The organism is Acidisarcina sp., from assembly GCA_035539175.1.
Lineage (GTDB): Bacteria > Acidobacteriota > Terriglobia > Terriglobales > Acidobacteriaceae > JANXZS01.
In genome coordinates, this window is sequence record DATLIY010000008.1 from 436,593 (window position 1) to 458,734 (window position 22,142).

The following is a 22,142-nucleotide window of genomic DNA, read 5'->3' on the forward strand; positions in this document are numbered from 1 at the left end:
CGAGCGGTCTTCGCTACTCGGACGGCAGGGCACGGTTACTTTACTTCCTCTTGTGTGGTGACGGATGCGATGGCGGTCTTCACGACCTCGATCTTGACATTGTCGGGAGGGATGCGAAGCTGGACGGCATCATCCTTGAGGGAAATGATGGTTCCCCGCAAGCCGCCCGTGGTCGTGACTTTATCCCCGGCCTTGAGGCTTCCCAGCATCTCCTGCCACTTCTTCTGGCGCTGCTGGTTGGGCCGAATCAGCATGAAATAGAACACAACAATAATAAGGACGAAGGGCAGGAAGGTCATGTACCCCTGCGCAGCGCCGGCAGCGAGAAATAGAGCAAGAAACGTCAACGCACAATCCTTCTCTTGAGTGCTCTGAGATGCCGAACGACTCAAACCACCTGAATGTTTTGTCTTCTGGGAAGGCCACTCCCGGGAATCAGCAAACGCGCTTGTCAGATTACTGCAGCAGCGATTGGTATTCCAGGAGGGCGGGGAGGAGGGCTGCTCAGTGTTGGGGAAATCCCCGGAGGGGAGAGCTCTAGGCACCGGCGATGAACCGGTATCCTAAATATGGCTGGTACCGTGGCCGAGGCCTCGATATCGTTTTCCACTAACTGGACGGGCCCAACTGCCTGCTTGCTTCCTTTCGACAGAGTACCGTTCAAGCCTTACTCACCGGGACGCGAATCTTCACGCGCGCGTACATCGGCCAGCAATGCAGGAAGGGTACCTATCGCAATAGCATCACGCACGCGCCGCATCGTGTCAAGGTAGAAGGCCAGATTGTGCAACGTATTCAGCACTGCCGACAGAGGTTCCTGGGCGGCCATCAAGTGGCGCAGGTAGGCTCGGGTATAGCGCCGGCAGACCATGCAGGAGCAGTTGGGATCGGCTGGCCCCTGATCTTCGGCGAAGGCCCGATTCTTGATATTCAGGCGCCCCTGAGAGGTGAAAAGCAGTCCATGACGGGCAGCGCGCGTGGGCAGAACGCAATCCATCATGTCGACGCCCATAGCCGCATACTCCACAATCTCCTCGGGATAGCCCACTCCCATCACGTAACAGGGCTTGTTCTCCGGTAGCAGGGGCAGGGTCTGTTCGATGATCTCCCGGGTAAGAGCTCGCGGTTCTCCTACACTCAGGCCGCCAATGGCGTAGCCGGGAAAGTCCATCTCCACCAGGCGTTCGGCGCACTCGCGGCGCAGATCGGGGTACATGCCGCCCTGGACAATGCCGAAGAGGCTCTGCGTCTGCCCGGGAAAGTCGGCGGCCCAGGGTGCTTCCTGGCAGTGCGCATCAAAATGGTCCTTGCTGCGGCGGGCCCAGCGCAGCGTCAGCTCCAGCGATGCCTGCGCCCGCGAGCGCTCAGCCGGGTACTCGGTGCACTCATCAAAGGCCATCACAATATCCGCGCCGAGGGCAATCTGCACATCCATCGAATGCTCCGGCGAAAAGAAGTGGGAGGAGCCGTCGAGGTGCGACCGAAAACGGACGCCTTCTTCGGTAACCTTCCGTAACTCATTGAGGCTAAAGACCTGAAAGCCCCCGGAGTCGGTGAGCAGGGCGTGCGGCCAGCTCATGAATTTGTGCAGCCCGCCCATCCGCCGGATGAGTTCGTGGCCCGGCCGCAGGTAGAGATGGTAGGTGTTGCCGAGGATGATCTCCGCCCCAAGCTCTTCCAACAAATGTTGAGGAACGGCTTTGACCGTTGCCACCGTACCCACGGGCATAAAGACGGGCGTCTCTACCTCCTGATGCGGCAGGGACATCGTGGCGCGGCGGGCTGGACCACCCATCGCATGAATCTGAAATTTAAGCGCCATTCCTTCTCATTGTACGGTGCTTATAGTACGGGGCTTATGGAATACGGCTGCTCACCGCTCCAGTTGACCGCTTCGCTCGCGCCAGATCAGCAGCAGTGCCAGGGCGATCGTCAAAACCACCGGTCCAAGCACCAGACCGGGAACGCCGAGCAGAGCGATGCCGCCAAGCACCGACAGGAATATCGGTATCGTGTGGAGGCGCAGCCGGGAGCCGACCAGGATGGGATAGAGCACATTGTCAATGGTGCTGACGACTAGGCTTCCCCAACCAGCCAGAATGACCGCTTTGACCCAGTGGTCGGCCAGCCCCAGATAAACAGCAACGGGAACCCAGACGAGAAAGGCTCCCAACCCTGGAATGAAGCTCAGCGCCAGCGTGACCATAGCCCAGAGAAAGGGCGCGGGGACGCCAAGGGCCCAGTAGGCCAGGCCCGCCAGAGTAGCCTGCACCGAGGCGACAACCAGCCTGCCCAGCACCGTGGCATAGATCGTATCGGCCACGCGCCCCAGCAGGTAATCCGTCTCGCGATCCTGAAGCGGCAGCAGCAGGCGAACCGCGGAGATGGCCTGTTGCCTGTCGCGATACAGGAAAAAGAGCAGGAAGAGCATGATCACAAGCTGGATCAAGGCTGCAAGCGAGTTGGACAACACCCTCCCCAGCCACGATGCCAGCATTGCCGTCGCAGACTGCGTGGCCTGCTCCAGATCCAGCTTTGCTGAAGTGTCGCGGAGAAGAGCCGTCACCGTCGGATGGTGGGCGAGAACGGTATCGACGGAGCGTTGTACCGATCCATCGCGAACGGCATTTGCTAAGGCAAGGGCATTCTGGCCAAGGCCGGCCAATACCGTCGAAACCGGCAGAACGATGATCAGCACCACGGCGACCAGGGCGATCGTGGCCGACAGCGTGGGACTGTGCAGCCGGCTCTTGAGCCAGTCGTAGGGCTTAGCGGTGACGGTTGCCAGAACGACCGCTCCCGTAATTCCCGCCAGAAAGGGATAAACGATGAGTGCGCAGACCAACAGGATTCCGAAGGTGAGCAGAAACAGAGAGGTATTCTTCCAGGTCGTTGTAGCATCCGCGCGTGTGGAGCGATCCGGCTCCATCAGCGTTCTGTTCCCTTGTGCTTCCGCTCTGTTCGCTTCATCGTTCACGCTGCAAACTCCCCTACAACAGAGGTCGCGTAGAACTGTATCACCGACCAGGAAGCTCCACCCTCAGACCGATCCTTCCGGTAACCGGCGTGCCCAGCGTCAGCACCGGCGTGCGGCCCACCTCAATTGCTCGATCCAGCATGTTCTCCACCCCGGCGAAGACTTCGAACCGGTGGCTATCCGCGCCGCCAAAGCTGCGGGAGAGGCTTGCATCCACGCGGAAGAACCCGTGAAGTAGAAAATGATTGGCATCATCGTCATATTGCCGCCCGGAGGCGCGAGCCTGCGCAGCAAGAGTCCCAAATCTGGAGGAGTGCAGAGTGGCCTGGAGCGTGGCCATGTTCCGTGGAACCTGTGGGATCCACTTGCCCTCAATCTGAGGCTGTTGCCGCGACTGCGTCACCGTGGCATCGGCAAACTGATATCCGCCGCCAACGGAGAGCCAGCTTCGCGGAGCCGTCTCAAAATCTACCGCCACGCCGCGGCTTTCGATCTGACCGAGGTTTTCGCGCTGCTTCACGATGGCCGTCGGAGTCGCGGAGAGCGTCAGAGCCGTGATGGGGCGATTCACCTGCGTCCAGAAGTAGCTGGCGCGGACAGTGGCTGCCGGGAAAGAGATCTGCGAGCCTGCTTCCCAGCCAGTCGCGCGCTCGGTGCGCAGCATCGGATTGGCGATGGTCAGCTCCTGCCCCACCTGCCCATTGCGGTAGAGCTCGTTCGGCGTTGGTGCCCGAAAGGCGCGAAAGCCAGAGGCAGTCAGCGCGAATCGCGGACCGATGCGCCGCAAGAGCCCCACGCGCGGATCGAAGACATCCTCGTCCAGCCGAGGGAGCGGGACATTGCTGGCAGGACTCTGACGGGCATCGAAGTTGCGGAAAAGATCCACGCGAGCGCCAGCCGTCAGCGTCCATTGTTTCGGCGTCCACAGCGCCTCGATGTAGGAGCTGCTCTGGCGCTGTCGTGCGCTGACGCTGGTTCGAAGCCGACTGGGGAAAGGCGTTTCGGTATCTTCGGCGCGAACGTCCCGCACCTCGCCACCCACCACCAGCACGAGCCTGTCGCCCAGCGTTTGCTGCCAGTGAGCCACGGCTCCCAGTTCGCTGGCCGGCGTTTGAGCCAGGCGCGTGAGCCTCTCCTGCATGCGGCTCGGCGAGATGGCCGAGAATGTCTGCCGAAAGTGCTCGGTGCTGCCGTAGAGGCGAAGTCCCAGCGTGCCGCCGCTCGAGTCGCTCCAATCCAGCCCGCCGGCATAGCGCCAGAGCCGCGTGCCGTTCTTCTGCAGCGGTGTGCCGTTATTGCGCGCCTCGTTCAATCCATTGCCGCGGACAAAGATCCTCATCGTTGCCGACTGATGCTCGATATCGACCAGGCCATTCTCCGCATTCAGGTTGGAGGCTGTATCGACAGGGCCGCGCACAGCAGGGGCCACCAGAATAAAGCCGTCGGTACGAAAGAGCCCGCCGCTCGCAAGAGCCGCCCACTTCTTGTACGTGCCCTGGCCCAGCGCGGCTGCTTCGCGGGTGTTCTGCCCACCATAGCTGGCGAGGAATGAGAGAGCATCGCGACCGGGGCGCACCGGGATCAGGTTCACCACGCCGCCAATGGCGCCGGAGCCATACAAACCCGATGCGCCGCCACGCACAACCTCCACGGACTGTATAGACAGCGTCGGCAGATCCTGCCAATGAATCCATCCTCCAAAGGGATCGTTCTGCGGCACATCGTCTGCAACCACCAGGGTCCTGCTGGCAGCGGTAGAGCCCAGGCCGCGCAGCGAGATTCCCTGCGAAGTTGGGTTGGCAACGCGGGAGCTGGAGCGACGAAACAACTCGACTCCCGCGACCTGCCGTAACTTGTCATCGAGGCTGAATGCGGCAGCCTGCCGGAGCGCGCCCGAGGTAAGAATCCGAACGCTGGCCGGGCTCTCCGCCACAGGAAGCGGAGTGCGATACGCGGTAACCGTGATGCTTTGTTGCGGGCCTGCTGCGTTCAGAACAACGCGAGGAGCATCTCCCGGCAGAAACGTAGCAGTAGCCGTTGCAAATGCCGGTGCCGCAAAGCGTAGCGGAACACCGGACGGCCCGGAGAAGTTGCCACCGGCATCGGTGGTCGCCACAAGGCCAGAGGGAGTGAAGATGGAGACGCCTGCCACGGGCCTTCCCTGTCGATCGACAACAACGCCGCTGACCCGTTGCTGCGCGACTGCGGGAAGAGCGCACCACAGCAGGATGGCGCACAGCAGCCAGACGACAAGGAGCAGCAATTTCAATCGTTGCGGCATCGGACTCCGGAACGCGACGTTACGCGACTCTGACGTTACGCGACTCTGCGGACTGCATCGATACGATTGGGACCTGCATCCGGCAGATCCTCCAGCAGCTTTTTAATGGTTACCCCGAGGATTGGATGCACCAGGGTCGGCGCTATCTCCGCCAGGGGCTGCAGCACAAACCTGCGCCGCGCAAGCTCGGGATGCGGAAGGTTCAGTTGAGGCGAGGCCAGCACAACATCGTCATAGAAGAGCAGGTCCAGGTCCAGGGTGCGTGGCCCCTTCGGAGTGGCCGTCAGGCGATCCCGGCCAAAGTCGAGCTCAAGAGCCAGCAGTCTCGTCAACAGCTCCTCCGCCGTCAACGAGGTCTCCAGCAGGAGCACAGCATTGACAAAGACTGGTTGCTCCGTGTTGCCTACAGGCTCCGTAATGTAGAGCGATGAGATCCGCTCGACATCGCCGAGCTTTTTGAGATCCTCTGCCGCGCGGCGCACAGTTTTCACGGGAGTGCCCCAGCGCGAAGCGACATTTGAACCGAGCGCAATGTAGGCAGAGTGCGTCACACTGTACCCATTTTCCTACGAGTGGCGGGAAAGCGCGAACGCAACATTCGTCTTGAACGCCTTCCGCAGCGCACTACGGAGGCATTCCACGATAGGATGCTTCCTATGCGTATTGCCTTTTTCGGCGGGAGTTTCGATCCGCCCCACTGCGGCCATCTGGCGATTGCGCGGGCCGCGATCGATCACCTGCAACTCGACCGCGTCCTGTTTGCGCCGGTAGGCACGCAGCCGTTGAAGCAGGAGTTGCCGCCAGCCGGATTTGACGATCGCCTCGCAATGGTTCGACTGGCTATTGGAGACGACCCCAGGCTGGGCGTCTCGCTTCTGGACGCACCGCGCGCCGACGGGCAGCCGAACTACACGCTGCGCACCCTGCACGAACTAAGGCAGACGCTCTCCCCCGAAGATGAGTTGTTCTGCCTCATCGGGGCTGACTCCTTCCTGACGCTCAAGGAGTGGCACGGAGCCGAGGATCTGCTCTTTGCCTGCGACTTCATAGTCGCTGGCAGACCAGGGTTTCTGCTGGATAACCTGGGAGCCGCTCTGCCGGAGGGAGTCCGCGTCCTCGGCACGCCAAAGCTCCTGGAGCCGGACTGCCTGTCGATCCTGCTCGAAAGCCCCTCCCAGCGGCGCTCGCATCTATACGTACTGCCGCATCTGAAGATAGACATCTCCGCCACCGAGATTCGCAATGCTCTGCGCGCGGCGACTGTCGATCCGCAAGGGAATGGGAACGGAATTCTGCCCGCTACGGTGATTGCCTACATCCGGGCGCATGGGCTTTATCGCCACGAATGAAAAGAAATCGCGGCGGAATGTCTGGCGTCCTGCAAGCTTCACAGGCTACGATGAGAGGTAGTCAGGAGAACAACCGAACCGAATGGCATCCCTTGAGACACGCCGCATGGTGCTAGCTGCCGCCGCAGCCTGTGAAGACAAAAAGGCCGTAGATACGCGCATCCTTGAGCTGGACCCGATAGACTCCGGGTTGACCGACTTCTTTCTCATCACCAGCGGAACCAATACGCGGCAGGTCGTCGCCATCGCCGATGAGATTGAATTCCGCCTGAAGCGGGAGTTCGGCGTCTACGCGAACTCCGTCGAAGGGCGCCGGGTGGGCGAGTGGGTGTTGCTGGATTACGTGGATTTTGTGGTCCACGTCTTCTTAACGGAGAAACGCGCCTTCTACGATATTGAGCGCCTGCGAAAGTCGGCAAAGCTCGTGGATCTGGAACAGCTGAAGGCAACGCTCAACGAAAAGGTAAAAGCTGTGCGGGAGAAGCGCCCAGCGAAGAAGGCTGCCCAAGCCGCTGCAAAGAAAGCAGCCGCGAAGAAGACAGCAGTAAAGAAAGTGGCAGCAAAGAAAGCAACTGCAGCGGTTACAAAAGAAAAGACCCCCGCGAAAAAGGCTGGAAAAGCAGCTCCTGCAAAGAGCGCAGCGCGAAAGACAGCCACAAAGAAAGCAACCGTGGCTGTAACAAAATCACCTGCGAAGAAGAAAGTCGCCTCAAAAAAGAAGGCCTAGACTGGAGGCGTGAGGATCGCTCTGCGCATCGCAGATCTCTCCACAACTCTCCCAGCAAACAACAGAAAGGGCGCTCTCACGAGCGCCCTTTCTGCGTTGTGCTGGCTTCGCGGCTCCGAAGTTAGAAGTTCAACTTCAAAGCGAATTGACCAAAGCGGCGCTCGTCGTTCGCACCACTGTTGTTCCCGATACCACCCTTGGAGCCGATGATCTGGGGTTGTCCAGTGACTGGATCGACGGTGCTGCTTGCATCGTTCAGGGCCTCTTGCAGGTAGAGGTTGTGATGATTGAGGAGATTGAATCCCTCCGCACGGAACTCAAGATTGACGCTCTCATGAATGGGAAATGTCTTGCTGAGAGACATATCAAAATTCCAGCCTCCGGGTCCGCGGAAAGCATTACGTGACGTCATAGTGGCAGGCCACGGTCCCCAATCGGAGATTCCCAGCAGGGCATCATTTCCCCACGAGTTGGCAAGAGGCAGCACACCGAGGACATAGGTGTTCGTTCCACCGCCGTTTTGCCCGTGCGGAATGGACTTGAACGTATGCTGCGGCACAACACCTGCCGCCGGAGTATAGCGTGCGACATTGTAACCGCTGGCGTTGTTGGTGGAGTCGTAGTAGGTAAACGGCGTACCACTGTGTACCTGGTAGATACCAGTTACCTGCCATCCTCCAACGACGTAGGTCGCCAAACCGTGATTCTTATAGGCCGGGGTCTGATAGATCGGGGCCAGAACGAAGCGATGACGGATATCGAGATCGCCGTTGCCACGGTCCATAGCGGGATTGAATGGATCTGTATATCCGAGGCTGAAAGCATTATTCGTCTCGGAGAAGGTGGTACTCAGATCGTCAATCTGGTGGGCAAATGTATAGTTGGCAGTCACCCCGAGTCCTGTGTGGCGAATGTTGGAGCTTTGGAACTGCACATTCGCGGCATGGTAGTAGGAGTCTCCACCTGCTCCACGGTTATTGATGTTCGAAAACTGGGGATCCAGGCGGGTAAGGGCCTTCTTCTGGGTAGCGGGGTCTAAGACGGGGTCGCCCAGCAGAACATTGCCACTGCCCACTCCATTGATGTTCTTGATGTCGTAGAGGTGAATTCCACGCGACGCGGCATACTGAACGGAGAGGACCATTCCAGTTCCCAACTCGTGGTCGATCGCAGCGCTGTAGAACTGAGTCTGGGCGGTGCGGATGTTCTGGTCAACGTTACGAAGACTGGTTGGCGGCAACGGGACACTGCCATTGGCACCACCCAGAGGGCCTGCGTTTGAACTTGTAACCCTCTGTTTGTCGTTCAGAACGATGACAGCATAGTTCGGAGGATTCTGAATCACATTAAAGGTGACGTTTCCGAAGTTGCGCTCATAGCTGATACCATAGCCGGCTCGGAGAGAGGTTCTCCCGTTGCCGAACACATCATAGGCAAGGCCGATACGCGGAGAGACGGTTCCATACTGCGGATTCCACAACGATTTAATCGGGCTGTTCGGTGTCGTATAGACATGCCCGTTGCGGATGTTCTGTGCAGTAAGGGTGTTATTGCCATAGTAGAAGTTGGAATCCAGATTTTTCTTGTTGTTGTGCTGGACACCGTAATATTCGTAGCGGACACCGTAGTTGACCGTGAGACGCGGCGTAGCCTTCCAGGCATCCTGGGCATAGACAGCCCAGTCATGGAAGCGGTCGCTGCGCGCGAAGGAGGGAGATGTTGCCGGAAGCGTGATCTCGCAGGCAGGCGTGGTAATGAGAGCCTTCGTGTATGGATTTCTCACACATGGCAACGCGCCTGCAGGATTGACCGCGGCCTGGAACTGGAAGAGATCACCGCTTGCCAGGTTCTTAATGCCCTGGGCTCTATTGTTCCCCAGCTGCTCGTTTGCCTGCGCATAAGCACCGTAGGCGCTATTGTCCTGAATATAGATAATTTGCGCCCCTACCTGCACAGCATGTTTGCCCTTGATGAAGCTCAGGTCCTCGTTGACCTGGACCGTGTTCTGCGGACCGCCGAATGGAAGCCCCCCGTTTGCCGGATTCGTGTCGTAGAAGCCGGGAAGCTGGATGGGATACGACGTACCAGGCACCTGTGCGTTGGACGAGAGAAATAGTGTCGGCACATTCTGGAGCTTATTGTCGTAGCCAAGAGCCGTGTTAAAGCGGCTGAAGCTGGCTTTCGTGTTGGCTGTAAAGTACGGCGTGAACAGGTGCGAGAGGTTGAGCAGGTAGGCCTGATTGCTGAGATTCTGCCCAACGTTGTACTGGGTATAGGGCGACGCAAACTGGCTGCCACTCAGGTCAACTTCGTGGTAGTCGACATAACGGAAGAATACCTGCGTCTTATCGGAGAGGCTGTAGTCTACGCGGCCCACAACGTTGTACGTATTCTGCGGAACACTGCCGCCAGCATTCTGGGGCGAGGTAAAGGGTACGGCGCCAAAAACGGGCGTTCCGTCGGGAATGCCGTCGATGTGGCCGATTGGGCAACCCGATGCACAGGAGCTATAGGTGCTGGAGAAGGTGAAGTTCTTTGATCCCGCATACTTCTGGAAATAGTCCTGAACATTGGGGGCGGCCAACGCGAGGAACTGGGGCGTCGGAACTCCGCTGGCGCCAACCGCCGCGCTGCGGACGCGAGTCCACTCTGTGCTGGCGAAGAAAAAGAGCTTGTTCCGCACGACCGGGCCACCCACCGCAAAACCAAACTGGTTGCGCGTGTACTGACCTTTCTTCAAACCCGACTGCGCGTTGGTCACCGTGTTCGCCGTATATGCGGACAACCGGTTAAACTCCCACGCATCTCCATGGAACGCATTGCTGCCGCTGCGGGTAGAAACGTTCACAATACCGCCGGAAGCGCGACCGTACTGGGGCTCGAAGTTGCTGGTGATAAGGCGGAACTCTTGAACCGCATCCATCGGAACGAAGATTCCGATCGAATCTCCAAATACGCTAACGTTCTCAACGCCATCCAGAAGAATTTCCGTCCCCGAAGAGCGTGCTCCATTGATGTTGAAGCCTGCGCCACGCGTGGTTGCATTCTGCGTATTGCCGTTCGCACGCGAGTCACCGCTCGTGGAACTATCGCCTGCAGAAATATTCCCTGAGAGGGCGACGAAATCATAGGGGTTGCGCGTAAGGCTTGGCAGTTGAGAAATCTGCTTTTGATCGACGACCTGGGAGAGCTCCTGAGTCTGCGTGTTGACCTGGGCGCCGCCCTCAGCAACAACCTCAACTTGGGTAGTAGTACCGCTCACCGAAAGCTTCGCGTCGACCGTGACTCTGCTTCCGACCGTGACCTGCGCCCGGACGGTATAGGGCTGGAAGTTGGAGGTTTGGATTGTGACCTGGTAGGTGGATGGCTGCAGACCGGTGACCAGATAGACGCCGGTGCTGGAGGTGGTTGTGGTGCGGACCGCATCAGTGCTCAAATTGGTGATGTTTACGGTGGCACCGGGGATAACCGCGCCGGACGAGTCCGACACTGTTCCAGAAATCTGTCCTGTCTCCTGCTGCGCGAGGGAAAGTCCAAGCGCCACAAAAGCGAATACAACGAGTCCCGTCAAAGAGCGAATTCCACGACGAATATCTGGGAAGTACATTGCTACATTCTCAGTAAACCCCATGTTGTACCCTTTCCTCTCGGCTTGTCCCACTAGCCCCGAGACACCACTCTGCTTTTTTTTGGCAAAACCCATTTTCAACCTTTCCTCTTGGCTGGCAGGTCGAGAAGCAAAAAGGAAGCGAATGAAGCACCCTGCAAAGAGACCACTCTGCCCCCAGCACTGGAGTATGCCCAGATTGAATTGCAATTCACGCGCCAAAGAGGACTGGAGTACGCATGGGAATGCAACCTATTGATAAGATTGGGGTAACTGAGAATTAACCCAATTAATACTCGCTGTTTACATGGGGACAATAATATGAAAATCCATAACATTCCAAAAAGAGAATATGGAAAGTGCCAGCCGTCACAGAATCTCCCGGATTTGGAGATTAGCCTTCACCGGGGCTTTGCACACCTGAGCGAGAGGTGGCCAAGCCAAAAAATTGGTTGGACGATGGACGGGGATAAGAAATGAATTAGATACGCCAAAAAGAGGCGGCCAGTTGGCCGCCCCTTTGGCGTTTGAAACTATCCAGTATCTCCGTCGCATTGGGAGGAGGCGTCGTCAGCAGCACCGGCCTAGAACGTGACCTTGCCCCCCAGCTGGAAGGTGCGCTTATTGGAGGTGTTGTATGCAGTCGACCCGAAAGAGCTGCCTGCATCCTCAATATAGGAATCGGGAGTTCCGAGGAATTCGTGGTTGATGACGTTGAAGCCATTCAGGTAAAGAAGCAGCGCGACCCCCTCCCGCAGCTTCGTCGTCTTCACGATGGCAGCATCGAGATTGTTATACGCCTGCCCTCGAACCGTGTTTCGTCCCACGCCAGGGTAGGGGTTCCCCACCAGGTTTGCGTAAGCCTGGTTGTTCCAAAGCCAGCGAACGTTGCCGGGTGAGGTGGGCTGGTTGAGATTGCCGTTTTGATCCGTCACGCCGTATGCGTAGTACCCGGTGCCGGCTGTGGTGAAGTTCTTCCCGGGATCGACCACGTAGATACCGACGGTGCCAATGGGGGCCTTGGGATTCGCGGACACGGGGCGGCAAACGTCATTCCCGATGCGTGCACCATTGAACTTGGGGTCGCAATAGCTCGTTGAGTTCAGCGCACTGCGGTCCCCGATAGCCGCGGAATAGAACTGGAATGGGCTCCAGGGTTGACCGCCGTTGTAGTCATACGCAGTGCTGACGGTGTAGCCGCCAAGGAGTTTGCCGATCCATCCGCCCTGATTCTTATAGAAAGGCAGCTCGTACACCGCGGCGACAGAGGCTACATGGGGGAACGAAATGGCTGCGACGCCGCGCTCCGCAGTATTTGTGTCCAGGGGATTCTGGGCATACGCAATCGCGTCAGCCCCCCCGCCGTTGCTATAGGCCTCATCGGCATTGTTGATTGCGCGACTGTAGGTATAACTCGTCGTTGTGGTGAGGCCGTGGAACGAGCGCGTCTTCAACTGGAGCTGGAGTGCGTTGTAGTTATTGAAAGCAGTATTGGCGCGAGTAATCACGTTGCCCTGGCCGCAATGCAGGCGGCCATCATCGAATCCGCCCGACTGGCAGAGCGAACTTGCCGCGATGCGCTGCGGGAAAGCGGTCGCGATATCCAATAGATAAGGATTGCCGTTGAGCGATTGGAAGTTCCCCACCGTATGGCTTCCTACATAGCTGGCGGAGAGGACACCCGCATTCCTTATGCCATATTCCACTCCCAGCAGATAGCTCTCGGTATAAGGATTCTTAAAGGTAGTGGTGTTGTTGGTCAGGCTGCGCGTGTTTGGATTGACGCCTCTCGGCAAGAGCGGCAAATTTAAGGCGCGCACGGCCGCACCCGATGTTCCGCTGGCAGGGAGACACTGGACCGATCCGCCATTGCATGTGATGGTGCCGGAGTTAATGACGGGAGCCGCGGTGGCTGAATTCAGAAACATGTTGTAGAAGGAGGGATCGAAGTTGATGCCAAACCCTCCGCGAACCACAAGATTCTTTACGCTGCCAGGATTGAAGGCAAAGCCGATTCTCGGCTGGAAATTCTTATAGTTCTGGTTGGTGAGCGGGTAGACGCGCTGCGCCAGCGGGAGCGTCGTCTCCCAGAAGGGATTGGAGCCGGTCTCCCGCTTCACCGTTTCGTCGTGCAGCAAGTTGACAGCCTGCTTGAAGAATTCCCAGCGCACTCCGAGATTCAGCGTCAGATAGGACGCGATGCGGTAATCGTCCTGAAGGTATAACGAGTAATCCGGCTCCGTGAATGGAATGACAGGATTGCCATCGCCCATGCTGAGCCTCCCCACTCCCTGCAGAAAGCTACTAAACGAGCCGAAGCTGTAACTGCCGTTGTAGTTGGGGAGAAAGACGTTCGGTGAGTTCTGATAGGTGAAGTCGCCACCGAAGCTGATGGTCTGCTTTCCATGCAGCCAACTGGCATTGTCCTGCACCTGGGTCACCTTGACCGTACGTCCTTGGGGGAAAGAGGCGCTGTAGCCGAAGCGGGCATACCCTCCCGAGATAGCCACCGAGGCGGTACATGCCGTCAGGTTTGTCGAGACGCAATGTGCCAGAGATCCACCCTGAAAATGGACCTTGCTCTGCTGGAAGCTATAGCGGATTTGATTCGACCAGGAAGCATTGAAGGAGTGAGTCCAGTCGGCTCCGATGGAATGCGTGATCGCGGGAACATCATAGAAGGCGCCGGTCGCAATGCTGGCAGCAGTACCGTTATTCGTATTGATCTGATTCTGATACATGTACCGCGCGAAGAGATGATCTCTCTCGCTCGGCTGCCAATCGAGGCGGCCCAGTTCCTCCTCATCGTTGTACTCGGAGACAACGAAGCGCTGGACGGCGGCAAATTCGACATTCGTATCGCTGACGCCACCGGGCCCCACAACGGTCTTGATCACCTGGGTGCCAGATACCGGTATCGGGTTCCCGGCCTTTACAGCATAGGGCCCAGCCAGGCTCAACGCCGCCACGGCCGGAGCATTGGGAAACTTTGCCTGTAGCTCCGCAAGGCCGGCAGGCGTGGGTGTCAGGGTCGAACCCGACGACGAGGGCGAAGCGCCATTCCGGGTCCTCTCCCAGTTTGTACCGCCGAAAAACCACAACTTGTTCTTGAGTATGGGGCCGCCGAAGGTACCGCCGTAGCGATTGTCCACGGTGCGGGGCACGACAGGAACCGAACAGCCGACAGCAGATGCATTTTGGCCCGGCAGGCAATAGCCGAAGAGCGGGCTCTTCTGGTCGTTGCTGAGCGAGCTCAGAAACGAACCGGTGTAGTACTCGAAGCCGCTTCCGTGGAACGCGTTGGTTCCGTTCTTCGTTACGTAATTCACGATCGCGCCCATGTTGCGGCCATATTGCGCGTTCAGATTACTGGAGATGATCTGCACTTCCTTGATAGCGTCCTGGTTGCCGAAGAAGAACTGCGAGCCACCGACCGAATTGTCGTTATTGGACTGTCCATCAATCTCAAAATTGTTTGAGCGGGAGCGCTGGCCATTGACCGAATAGTCGTCGCCATTGGAGTTCGAAAAAGACAGGTCATGGGCTTTCACAACGCCCGGGATGAACTCCATAACATTGTCCAACAGCCCGTTGAGCGGCAGGGTTGGCAGTTCCACGGTGCCAAAGGAGGATTGCACCTGAGCCTGCTGCGTCTCCAGGATCGCTGCTGCTTCATCGGATACCTGGACCGTGGTAGCGGCGCTCCCTATAGAAAGAACTTCGTTGCCGAGAGAGACCAGGCCGCCCGCGGTAACCGTGACATTCTCCATGTGCAACGGATTGAAGGAGGCCGCGGTAATGGTGATGCTATAGGTGCCGCTGGGTAGATTGCGCAGCGAAAATACGCCTTGTTCGGCCGATTTCGTTTGAAATCTTCCGCCGGTCGCTTGATCGATCGCAACGACCTCCGCGTTTGACACGACCGCATTTTGCTGGTCTGTCACGGTCCCGTTCACGGTACCGGTCGTGATCCCCTGAGCGTTCAGTTGCCTCCCACTCAAGAAGAGCGCAGATGCGAGCAGCAACGTGGCGACGAAGATTCCAATGCAGCGACGTGAATTCACGTGTAATCCTTCTGGGGGTAATAAACCAGATAATTTGCTGATGCAGTGATGATGATACTGTATGGCTCAGCAATCGTTAGAGTTGCTGATAATGTTCCTGCTTCTTATTCCGCTCCTGATTCTTTGTCCGCTACACTCCAAGCTGTGAAAATCCATATCGTCTCAATTGCCAACCGCACGCGGAGCGATGCCTTCGATGCGCTGACCAGGATCTATCTAGAGCGGTTGGTTCCGTATACGAAGGTTGAAGCGGCGGCGTTCCGCAATGAGCAGGCTTTTTTCGAGTGGGTGGAGCGGCAGCGGTCCAGAACCCCTCCCTTTCTTGCGTTGCTCGACAGCCGAGGGCGGCAAAATTCCTCGGAGCAGTTTGCCGAGTGGCTTGGCCGGCAGCGGGATTCCGGGATCCAGACGCTGGTGCTTGCTATCGGACCGGCGGACGGTTGGACGCAGGAGGCGCGGGCGAAGGCGGATGCGCTGCTTTCTCTGGGGGTGATGACCCTTCCGCATGAACTCGTTCGCGTCGTACTGGCCGAACAACTCTATCGTGCATTTACAATTCTCGCGGGGCATCCGTACCACAGCGGGCACTAGCCGGGCGATCCCCGGCGGAAGGGCTAAAGAGATGGCGGGAGCGCCGGCAGAGTCAAGGAAGGGCCTGATCCTGATCAACACCGGGCCGGGCAAGGGCAAGACAACCGCCGCCATGGGGACAGCCCTGCGCGCGGTGGGAAACGGAATGCGTGTCCTGATGCTGCAATTCCTCAAGGGCTCGTGGCATTACGGCGAGTTGGAGGCAGTGAAGGCCTTTGGCGACAACTTCGTCCTGAAGCAGATGGGACGCGGCTTCGTGAAGATTGGCGGCGCAGAGACCGATCCTGAGGATGTTCGCCTGGTGGAGCAGGCTTGGGAAGAGGCCCGGCGCGCGATTCTTTCCGGCGAGTGGGACATGGTGGTGCTGGACGAGATCAACTATGCCATCGGCTACGGCATGCTGGATCCGGCCAAGGTCGTAGAGACCTTAAAACAACGGCCGGAGATGGTACACGTTATCCTGACGGGGCGGAACGCGCATCCCTCCCTGGTGGAGATTGCGGATACGGTAACCGAGATGCGCCAGGTAAAGCACGCGTACGAGAGCGGGATTCTTGCTCAGCGCGGCATTGAATACTGAGCGCTGGCACAGGCTACGAAAGGGAGAGAATGTCCTGGTTTAAGCGGCAGGAAGCAGAAGTAGAAGGCTCGGGAGAGGCGTCGTTCGGCAACTCCGTGGATGCCTCGGGCGAGAAGCGGGTCAAAACCGAGGGCCTCTGGATCAAGTGCGATCGATGCCGCCAGATCATCTGGAAGGCGGACCTGGAGGCAAACCAGATGGTGTGCCCCAAATGCGAGCAGCACTTTCGCATCGGAGCCCGCCAGCGCATCGATCTCCTGCTCGATCCCGGCTACGAACTGGTCGATCTGGAGCTGCGATCGACAGATCCTCTGAAGTTTGTCGACGTGAAGCCCTATGCGGAGCGGCTGGAAAAGGCGCGCAAGGCCACCGGGCTCAACGACGCCATCGTGAACGCCATCGGCACCATGGGCCCGCACAAGGTGGTGCTGAGCGTGATGGAGTATGCCTTTATTGGAGGCAGCATGGGCGCCGTCGTGGGCGAGACGATTGCCCGCGCAATTGACCGCTCGCTTGCCACTCGCGATCCGCTGATCATCGTTGCCTCGTCGGGCGGGGCGCGCATGATGGAGGGAGTGGCGAGCCTGATGCAACTGGCCAAGATCTCCTCCGGACTGGGGCAAATGGACGACGCCCGTATTCCATACATCTCGGTGATGGCCGATCCCACGACAGGTGGTGTCACCGCAAGCTTCGCGATGCTGGGCGACCTGAATATCGCGGAACCCGGTGCTCTGATTGGCTTTGCCGGCCCGCGCGTGATTGAGCAGACGATTCGCCAGAAGCTTCCCGAGGGTTTCCAGCGGTCAGAGTTCCTGATGGAGCACGGGATGCTGGATGCGGTGGTAAAGCGCAAGGATATGAGGAACTACCTCATCCGCGCATTGGAGTTTCTGCAGCCGGACAAGGTTGCGCAGCCAATTGAGACCTCTACGACGATCTAAACTGAGCCCCTTATATCGATGACCTTTCTGAACGCAGCTTCGATCGTTGGCGGTTTGGCAATCGTGGTAAACGGGCTGCGCAGAAGGGCATGGTGGAGCGACGAGCCGGCAGAAGACGCCGCCCGCGAAAGACCCCGGCAGAAGCCCTGGATCTACATCGCATTCGGACTGGGGATCTTCGCCTGCGGCGTCTATGGGTTGTTTCAGACATAAGAAATCCGCCATTTGAAGGGCGGGAAGCCTTTCCCCATAGAAATTCGTGGACGGCTAGAATAGTGCTATGTCATACGCAGCGGCGGTCGATCATCTATTTGCGCTGAGTGGCGAGCTTCACACGGCTCCCGGTGCGACGCGCCACAAGTTTCGGCTTGAAGACATGCACGTGCTGATGAGTGCGCTCGGCGAGCCTCAGCTTCGCTTCCCTTCCATTTTGGTGGCCGGCACCAACGGCAAAGGATCGACCTGCGCCACGATGGCCAGCATTCTGAAGGCTGCGGGATACCGCACCGGGCTGTATACCTCGCCACATCTATCCCGCGTCAATGAGCGCATCCAGATCGACGGCGAGCCCATCCCGGACGCAAAATTTGCGGAGCGCTACTACCGCGTAGACGAGGCGGCCACGGCACTGGTCAGCCAGGGCAAGCTCAAGGATCTGCCCAGCTTCTTCGAGCGGATGACAGCAATCGCCTTTTTGACCTATGCCGAGGAGCACGTCGACCTGGCGGTGCTGGAAGTGGGCATGGGCGGACGCCTGGACGCGACCAATATCGTCGAGCCAATTGTCAGCGTTATCACCGATATCTCGCTCGATCATACGGAATGGCTGGGATCGACCATCACGGCGATTGCGCACGAGAAGGCTGGAATCATGCGGCGAAACGGGGTACTGGTGACGCTGCCGCAGCATCCGGAGGCGAACCAGGCAATCGGGGAAGACGCGACGGCGTTGAATGTGCGGGCGGTAAACGCGGCCCGGTATATTCCGGCGCGGCAGATCAGCACCGCGCGCAACCGGTACCCTATCGAGGTTCCGATCAGCGAGGCCCTGAACGGCGTGCTGGAAGTCGATTCGCCGCTCGCGGGAGTGCACCAGCAGCGCAACCTGGCGCTCGCGATTGCGACGATGGTAGAGATTCGTAACAGTAACGGTTACAAAATAGATTTACCGGCAATTGAGGCTGGCATTCGCACCACGCGCTGGCCCGGACGCCTCGAGCGCTTTGCCGGTAATAGCCTGCGGGCGGAGATTCTTGTCGATGTGGCTCACAATGCTGCCGGAACCTGGGCCTTGCGCTCGGCGCTTTCCTCGCTGGAAGAGGACGAACCCGGCAACATGGATCGAACCCTCGTCTTTGGCTGTCTTCGAGACAAGGCCGTGGCGGAGATGGCGCAGATTCTCTTTCCCCTCTTTGACCGCGTGATCCTGACGCAAGTGGACTCTCCCCGCGCGGCCACGCTGGCCGAAATGGAGCTCGCCGCGTCAGCCACCGGTGTCCCTTTTGAAACTGCGACCGATGCCCACGCGGCGCTGGATGCAGCTTTGCGGCAGACATCACCGAATGGCCATATCGTGGTCAGCGGCTCGATTTACCTGGTCGGCAAGATTCGCGACCTGATTCCCTCACTCGACGCGGAAGCCTCTCCCGCAAGGACAAGCGCATGATTCGTCGCCCCTCGCCGCTCCCACGCCGTTACCGAATCCTTTCGAACGCCGTGCAGGCTCCACTTTTTGGCCTGGCGACGATCGGCTTTGGTAGCCTGTCCATCGCCTCCTCCTTTCTGGACCGCGAGGGGCGGCTGCAACATCGAATTGCCCGCATCTGGGCAAAAACGACGATGGGCGTCAGCCTTTCCCCGGTGACGGTGATCGGTGAGGAGAATCTTCGCCGCGCGTCGGTTGCGGTCTATGCCTGCAACCACACGTCGTACATGGATACCCCGGTTCTCTTCAGCTCGCTTCCGTTCCAGTTTCGAATCCTCGCCAAGCAGCAGCTCTGGAAGGTTCCCTTTATCGGCTGGCATCTGAACCGGTCTGGTCAGATTCCGGTGGATAGCACGACACAGCGCTCCTCGATCACCAGCTTGAGCGCAGGAGTTCGTGCATTGAAGAGCGGAATGCCCCTGGTTGTATTTCCAGAAGGTGGACGAACGATGACCGGCCATCCTCAGGCTTTTCTCAGTGGCGCCGCTTACCTGGCGCTGCGGGCGCAGGTTCCTCTGGTGCCGATGGCTCTCGTCGATGTCTACGGGCTCCTGCCGATACACACCACGCAGTTCCATCCCCGCCCGGTGAAACTGGTTGTGGGGGAACCCATCGCCACCGAGGGACACACGACTCGCGAACTCGACGCGCTGAACAAGCGCCTCCGCGAGGAGGTTTGCCGCCTGTACTACAAGCATGGCGGCATGCCGAAACCCGTTGCCGCGCCGGCAGAGCTACCCGCAGCAGCGACGCAGCCAACTCCACTTGAGCCGACTCGATGAAATCTCCCCGCATAGCGCTTCCTCAACCCACCTCGTCGGCCGCTGAATACAATCAGCGGAGCTGGCCGCAATACGCGCACGCAATCCAGTCCTGTGGTGGTATCGCCGTCCCCATTCCTCTGGGAGAGAGTCAGGCAAACGTGGCCAGACTGATCAGCGGATGCAGCGGCATCCTGCTTCCCGGAAGCCCGGCAGACGTGAACCCCCAGAAATACAGCCAGCCCACCGAGGCGGAGACATCGCCCTCCGATCCAGACCGGGAGGCGGTCGACGAACTACTGTTGCAGGATGCCTTTAATCTCCGCAAGCCGATTCTCGGGATCTGCTATGGGCTGCAGGCGCTGAACGTCTGGCGCAACGGAACCTTGCGGCAGCATATCCAGAGTGGACTGCATAAACAGTCCAAGGTAGAGAACGCCCACCCGATCGCGCTCACTCCCGGATCGCATATCGCAAGTATTGGAGGGGACGCGCACCAGAATGGCGAGAAGACGTGGGTCAACTCCAGCCATCATCAATCGGTAGACATTCCCGGAGACGGGATGCAGGTTGTGGCTCTTTCTCCGGAAGACGGGGTGATTGAAGCGCTCGAATTGGCGCCCGGCTCCCAGTTCGTGCTCGGCGTGCAATGGCATCCGGAGCGCACCTTCGGCACAAACGCCCTTTCGCGGGCAATCTTCCAGTCCTTTGTGGACGCAGCCTCCGATTGGAAGCTGCAACCCATACAGGAATCGGTTGTTCCGGTGGCCTCTTGCCAGAAGTAATCCTGAACCAGCTGCTCTCTTCCGCCGGAATGGAGCCCCTCTCCCCGGCTCTGAGCGAGAAATTTGCCGCATACCAGCGCTTGCTGATGAAGTGGAACTCCAGGCTGAACCTCACTGCTATCCGCTCGGAGGAAGGCATTCTTCGCCGCCATTTTGTGGAGTGCATCTTCTGCGCCCGCCATCTCCCCGCTGGGATCTCTTCCCTGCTGGATTTTGGTTCGGGTGCGGGTTTTCCCGGACTTCCGATAGCCCTTTGCCGTCCGGAGATCTCCGTCACACTGGCCGAGTCCCAGACAAAGAAGTCGGCTTTCCTGCGGGAGGCGGTTCGGGTGCTCGGCCTGGGCACCGAGATCTATAGCGGACGGGTAGAGACTCTCCGCCTACGCTTCCAGGCGGTGGCCATGCGTGCCGTCGATAAGATGGAGGAGGCGATTCCCCTGGCGATTGAGCGGCTCTCCCCCAAGGGACTGCTGGCTCTGATGGCTAGCGAATCCAGCCATTTCCCTGACCAATATCCAGCGCTGGATTGGAGCGAAGCCATTCCGCTGCCCTATTCCGAGCAAAATGTTTTGTTGATGGCGCGGTTGCGGCGGTAGCTTCCCGCTCGCGATCGTTCCACGTGGAACACAAGAAAAGGACTTCTGCTTGTTCCACGTGGAACAACTACACTTCGTTCCACGTGGAACAATCGCCGCCAAACGATTCAATCTCAGTAGCAAAATCTCGAAAGTTTTCCACCGACAACCCAATTCCGGTCCTTCGGAAGTAATTCCGGGCCGGGTCCTAAAGGTAGTGGGGACAGGCAGTTCCGTTCGCGCCTTTGCCCCCGCCAAAAGTTCTCCACAGATCGGGCCGCGTTCTGCACAGCCTGCTTCCATTGCGGAACCGCCCGCCGCCGATTACTCTTTTGGCTCATGGCAAAAGTGTTGGCAATCGTAAATCAAAAAGGCGGCGTGGGAAAAACCACGACCGCGATCAACCTCTCCGCTGCCCTTGCACTTGAAGGATTGAAGTGTCTTCTGCTGGATTGCGATCCTCAGGCGAATACAACCGGAGGACTTGGCTTTGGCCGCGACGAGCAGCGGGCCTCAATGTATGACGTGCTGGTGGGCGACTCGTTAATGACCGACATCATCCTCCCCACCGAGATCGACACGCTCAAGATCGTCCCGGGCAGCAAGAACCTGATTGGCGCAAACGTCGAACTGGTACAGGCGGAGAACCGGTCAGAGCGCCTGCGAAACGCCCTCGCTCCAATCCGGGATCAGTATGACTTCATCATCATGGATTGCCCTCCGGCCCTCGACTTATTGACTCTAAACGCCTTAGTGGCTGCGGATCGCCTGCTGGTGCCCATGCAGGCAGAGTATTTCGCGCTGGAGGGCATCAGCGAACTGGTTAGTACACTGGAGCGGGTTCGCTCGGCCTTCAACCCTACGCTCGGCATTGAGGGCGTCCTCCTCACGATGTATGACGACAGGACGAATCTGGCGCAACAGGTGACGGAGAATCTTCGAGGCTTCTTTGGAGAGAAGCTGTTCAACACCGTGATTCCCCGAAACGTACGCCTGGCAGAGGCCCCCAGTCACGGAAAGCCGGTAGCAATCTACGATCCCCGCTCCCGGGGAGCGGAGAGTTACCGCACGCTGGCACTAGAGATCCTGACGCGCAATGGCATCAAGAGCCCGAAAAACCCGAAGCAGGAGAATGGGAAGGCTCAGGAAGTAAGGGTTCGTTTCTGGCCCTACGCCTAAGACGCACTCGGCAGGAT

The 22,142-nt window shown here is 58.7% G+C and carries 18 protein-coding genes; 11 read left to right on the forward strand and 7 right to left on the reverse strand.

What is annotated here, in order from left to right:
* Nucleotides 1-35 precede the first annotated feature (35 nt).
* The 5 genes from yajC to folK form a co-directional block, all read right to left on the reverse strand.
* Nucleotides 36-347, reverse strand: coding sequence for a preprotein translocase subunit YajC (yajC, locus tag VM554_09875; GenBank protein ID HVJ08681.1), 312 nt, complete (start codon nt 345-347; stop codon nt 36-38).
* A 320-nt stretch (nt 348-667) separates the two neighbouring features.
* On the reverse strand, nt 668-1,822 hold the full coding sequence (tgt, locus tag VM554_09880; GenBank protein HVJ08682.1) for a tRNA guanosine(34) transglycosylase Tgt: 1,155 nt from the start codon (nt 1,820-1,822) through the stop codon (nt 668-670).
* 51 nt (nt 1,823-1,873) lie between these two features.
* Nucleotides 1,874-2,977 (reverse strand): AI-2E family transporter, encoded by a 1,104-nt coding sequence (locus VM554_09885; GenBank protein ID HVJ08683.1) that lies wholly within the window; start codon nt 2,975-2,977, stop codon nt 1,874-1,876.
* Between the two features lie 40 nt (nt 2,978-3,017).
* Nucleotides 3,018-5,258, reverse strand: coding sequence for a TonB-dependent receptor (locus tag VM554_09890; GenBank protein HVJ08684.1), 2,241 nt, complete (start codon nt 5,256-5,258; stop codon nt 3,018-3,020).
* Nucleotides 5,259-5,293: 35 nt separating this feature from the next.
* Nucleotides 5,294-5,809, reverse strand: coding sequence for a 2-amino-4-hydroxy-6-hydroxymethyldihydropteridine diphosphokinase (folK, locus tag VM554_09895; GenBank protein HVJ08685.1), 516 nt, complete (start codon nt 5,807-5,809; stop codon nt 5,294-5,296).
* A 105-nt stretch (nt 5,810-5,914) separates the two neighbouring features.
* Here folK and nadD point away from each other — a divergent pair, with 105 nt between their 5' ends.
* Together nadD and rsfS are read left to right on the forward strand one after the other, a co-directional pair.
* Nucleotides 5,915-6,607, forward strand: a complete 693-nt coding sequence (nadD, locus tag VM554_09900) for a nicotinate (nicotinamide) nucleotide adenylyltransferase (protein HVJ08686.1) — start codon at nt 5,915-5,917, stop codon at nt 6,605-6,607.
* Nucleotides 6,608-6,689: 82 nt separating this feature from the next.
* Nucleotides 6,690-7,334, forward strand: coding sequence for a ribosome silencing factor (rsfS, locus tag VM554_09905; GenBank protein HVJ08687.1), 645 nt, complete (start codon nt 6,690-6,692; stop codon nt 7,332-7,334).
* 121 nt (nt 7,335-7,455) lie between these two features.
* Here the strand turns inward: rsfS and VM554_09910 are convergent, their stop codons facing one another.
* Nucleotides 7,456-10,965, reverse strand: a complete 3,510-nt coding sequence (locus VM554_09910) for a TonB-dependent receptor (GenBank protein ID HVJ08688.1) — start codon at nt 10,963-10,965, stop codon at nt 7,456-7,458.
* Nucleotides 10,966-11,525: 560 nt separating this feature from the next.
* Nucleotides 11,526-15,005 (reverse strand): TonB-dependent receptor, encoded by a 3,480-nt coding sequence (locus tag VM554_09915; GenBank protein HVJ08689.1) that lies wholly within the window; start codon nt 15,003-15,005, stop codon nt 11,526-11,528.
* Nucleotides 15,006-15,149: 144 nt separating this feature from the next.
* On the opposite strand from VM554_09915, the gene VM554_09920 reads away from it, so the two are divergent.
* The 9 genes from VM554_09920 to VM554_09960 all read left to right on the forward strand — a co-directional run bounded on the left by VM554_09920 (nt 15,150) and on the right by VM554_09960 (nt 22,125).
* Nucleotides 15,150-15,596 carry a 23S rRNA (pseudouridine(1915)-N(3))-methyltransferase RlmH gene (locus tag VM554_09920; protein ID HVJ08690.1) on the forward strand — a complete coding sequence of 149 codons (447 nt, stop codon included), beginning with the start codon at nt 15,150-15,152 and terminating at the stop codon, nt 15,594-15,596.
* A gap of 31 nt (nt 15,597-15,627) precedes the next feature.
* Nucleotides 15,628-16,176 carry a cob(I)yrinic acid a,c-diamide adenosyltransferase gene (cobO, locus tag VM554_09925; GenBank protein HVJ08691.1) on the forward strand — a complete coding sequence of 183 codons (549 nt, stop codon included), beginning with the start codon at nt 15,628-15,630 and terminating at the stop codon, nt 16,174-16,176.
* Between the two features lie 29 nt (nt 16,177-16,205).
* Nucleotides 16,206-17,120 carry an acetyl-CoA carboxylase, carboxyltransferase subunit beta gene (gene accD, locus VM554_09930; protein HVJ08692.1) on the forward strand — a complete coding sequence of 305 codons (915 nt, stop codon included), beginning with the start codon at nt 16,206-16,208 and terminating at the stop codon, nt 17,118-17,120.
* Nucleotides 17,121-17,138: 18 nt separating this feature from the next.
* Nucleotides 17,139-17,333 (forward strand): hypothetical protein, encoded by a 195-nt coding sequence (locus tag VM554_09935; protein HVJ08693.1) that lies wholly within the window; start codon nt 17,139-17,141, stop codon nt 17,331-17,333.
* Nucleotides 17,334-17,400: 67 nt separating this feature from the next.
* The gene (locus tag VM554_09940) at nt 17,401-18,786 is read left to right on the forward strand and encodes a folylpolyglutamate synthase/dihydrofolate synthase family protein (protein HVJ08694.1); all 1,386 of its coding nucleotides are present in this window, start codon (nt 17,401-17,403) and stop codon (nt 18,784-18,786) included.
* Entirely contained in the window at nt 18,783-19,607 is an 825-nt protein-coding gene (locus VM554_09945) for a lysophospholipid acyltransferase family protein (GenBank protein ID HVJ08695.1), read from the forward strand. Before VM554_09940 ends, VM554_09945 begins: the two co-directional genes overlap by 4 nt.
* Nucleotides 19,604-20,371: a gamma-glutamyl-gamma-aminobutyrate hydrolase family protein gene (locus tag VM554_09950; protein HVJ08696.1), complete on the forward strand. Its 768-nt coding sequence runs from the start codon at nt 19,604-19,606 to the stop codon at nt 20,369-20,371. The genes VM554_09945 and VM554_09950 overlap by 4 nt, the downstream gene beginning before the upstream one ends.
* Nucleotides 20,359-20,967, forward strand: coding sequence for a 16S rRNA (guanine(527)-N(7))-methyltransferase RsmG (gene rsmG, locus VM554_09955; protein ID HVJ08697.1), 609 nt, complete (start codon nt 20,359-20,361; stop codon nt 20,965-20,967). Before VM554_09950 ends, rsmG begins: the two co-directional genes overlap by 13 nt.
* A 330-nt stretch (nt 20,968-21,297) precedes the next feature.
* Entirely contained in the window at nt 21,298-22,125 is an 828-nt protein-coding gene (locus VM554_09960) for a ParA family protein (protein HVJ08698.1), read from the forward strand.
* Nucleotides 22,126-22,142: the final 17 nt, after the last annotated feature.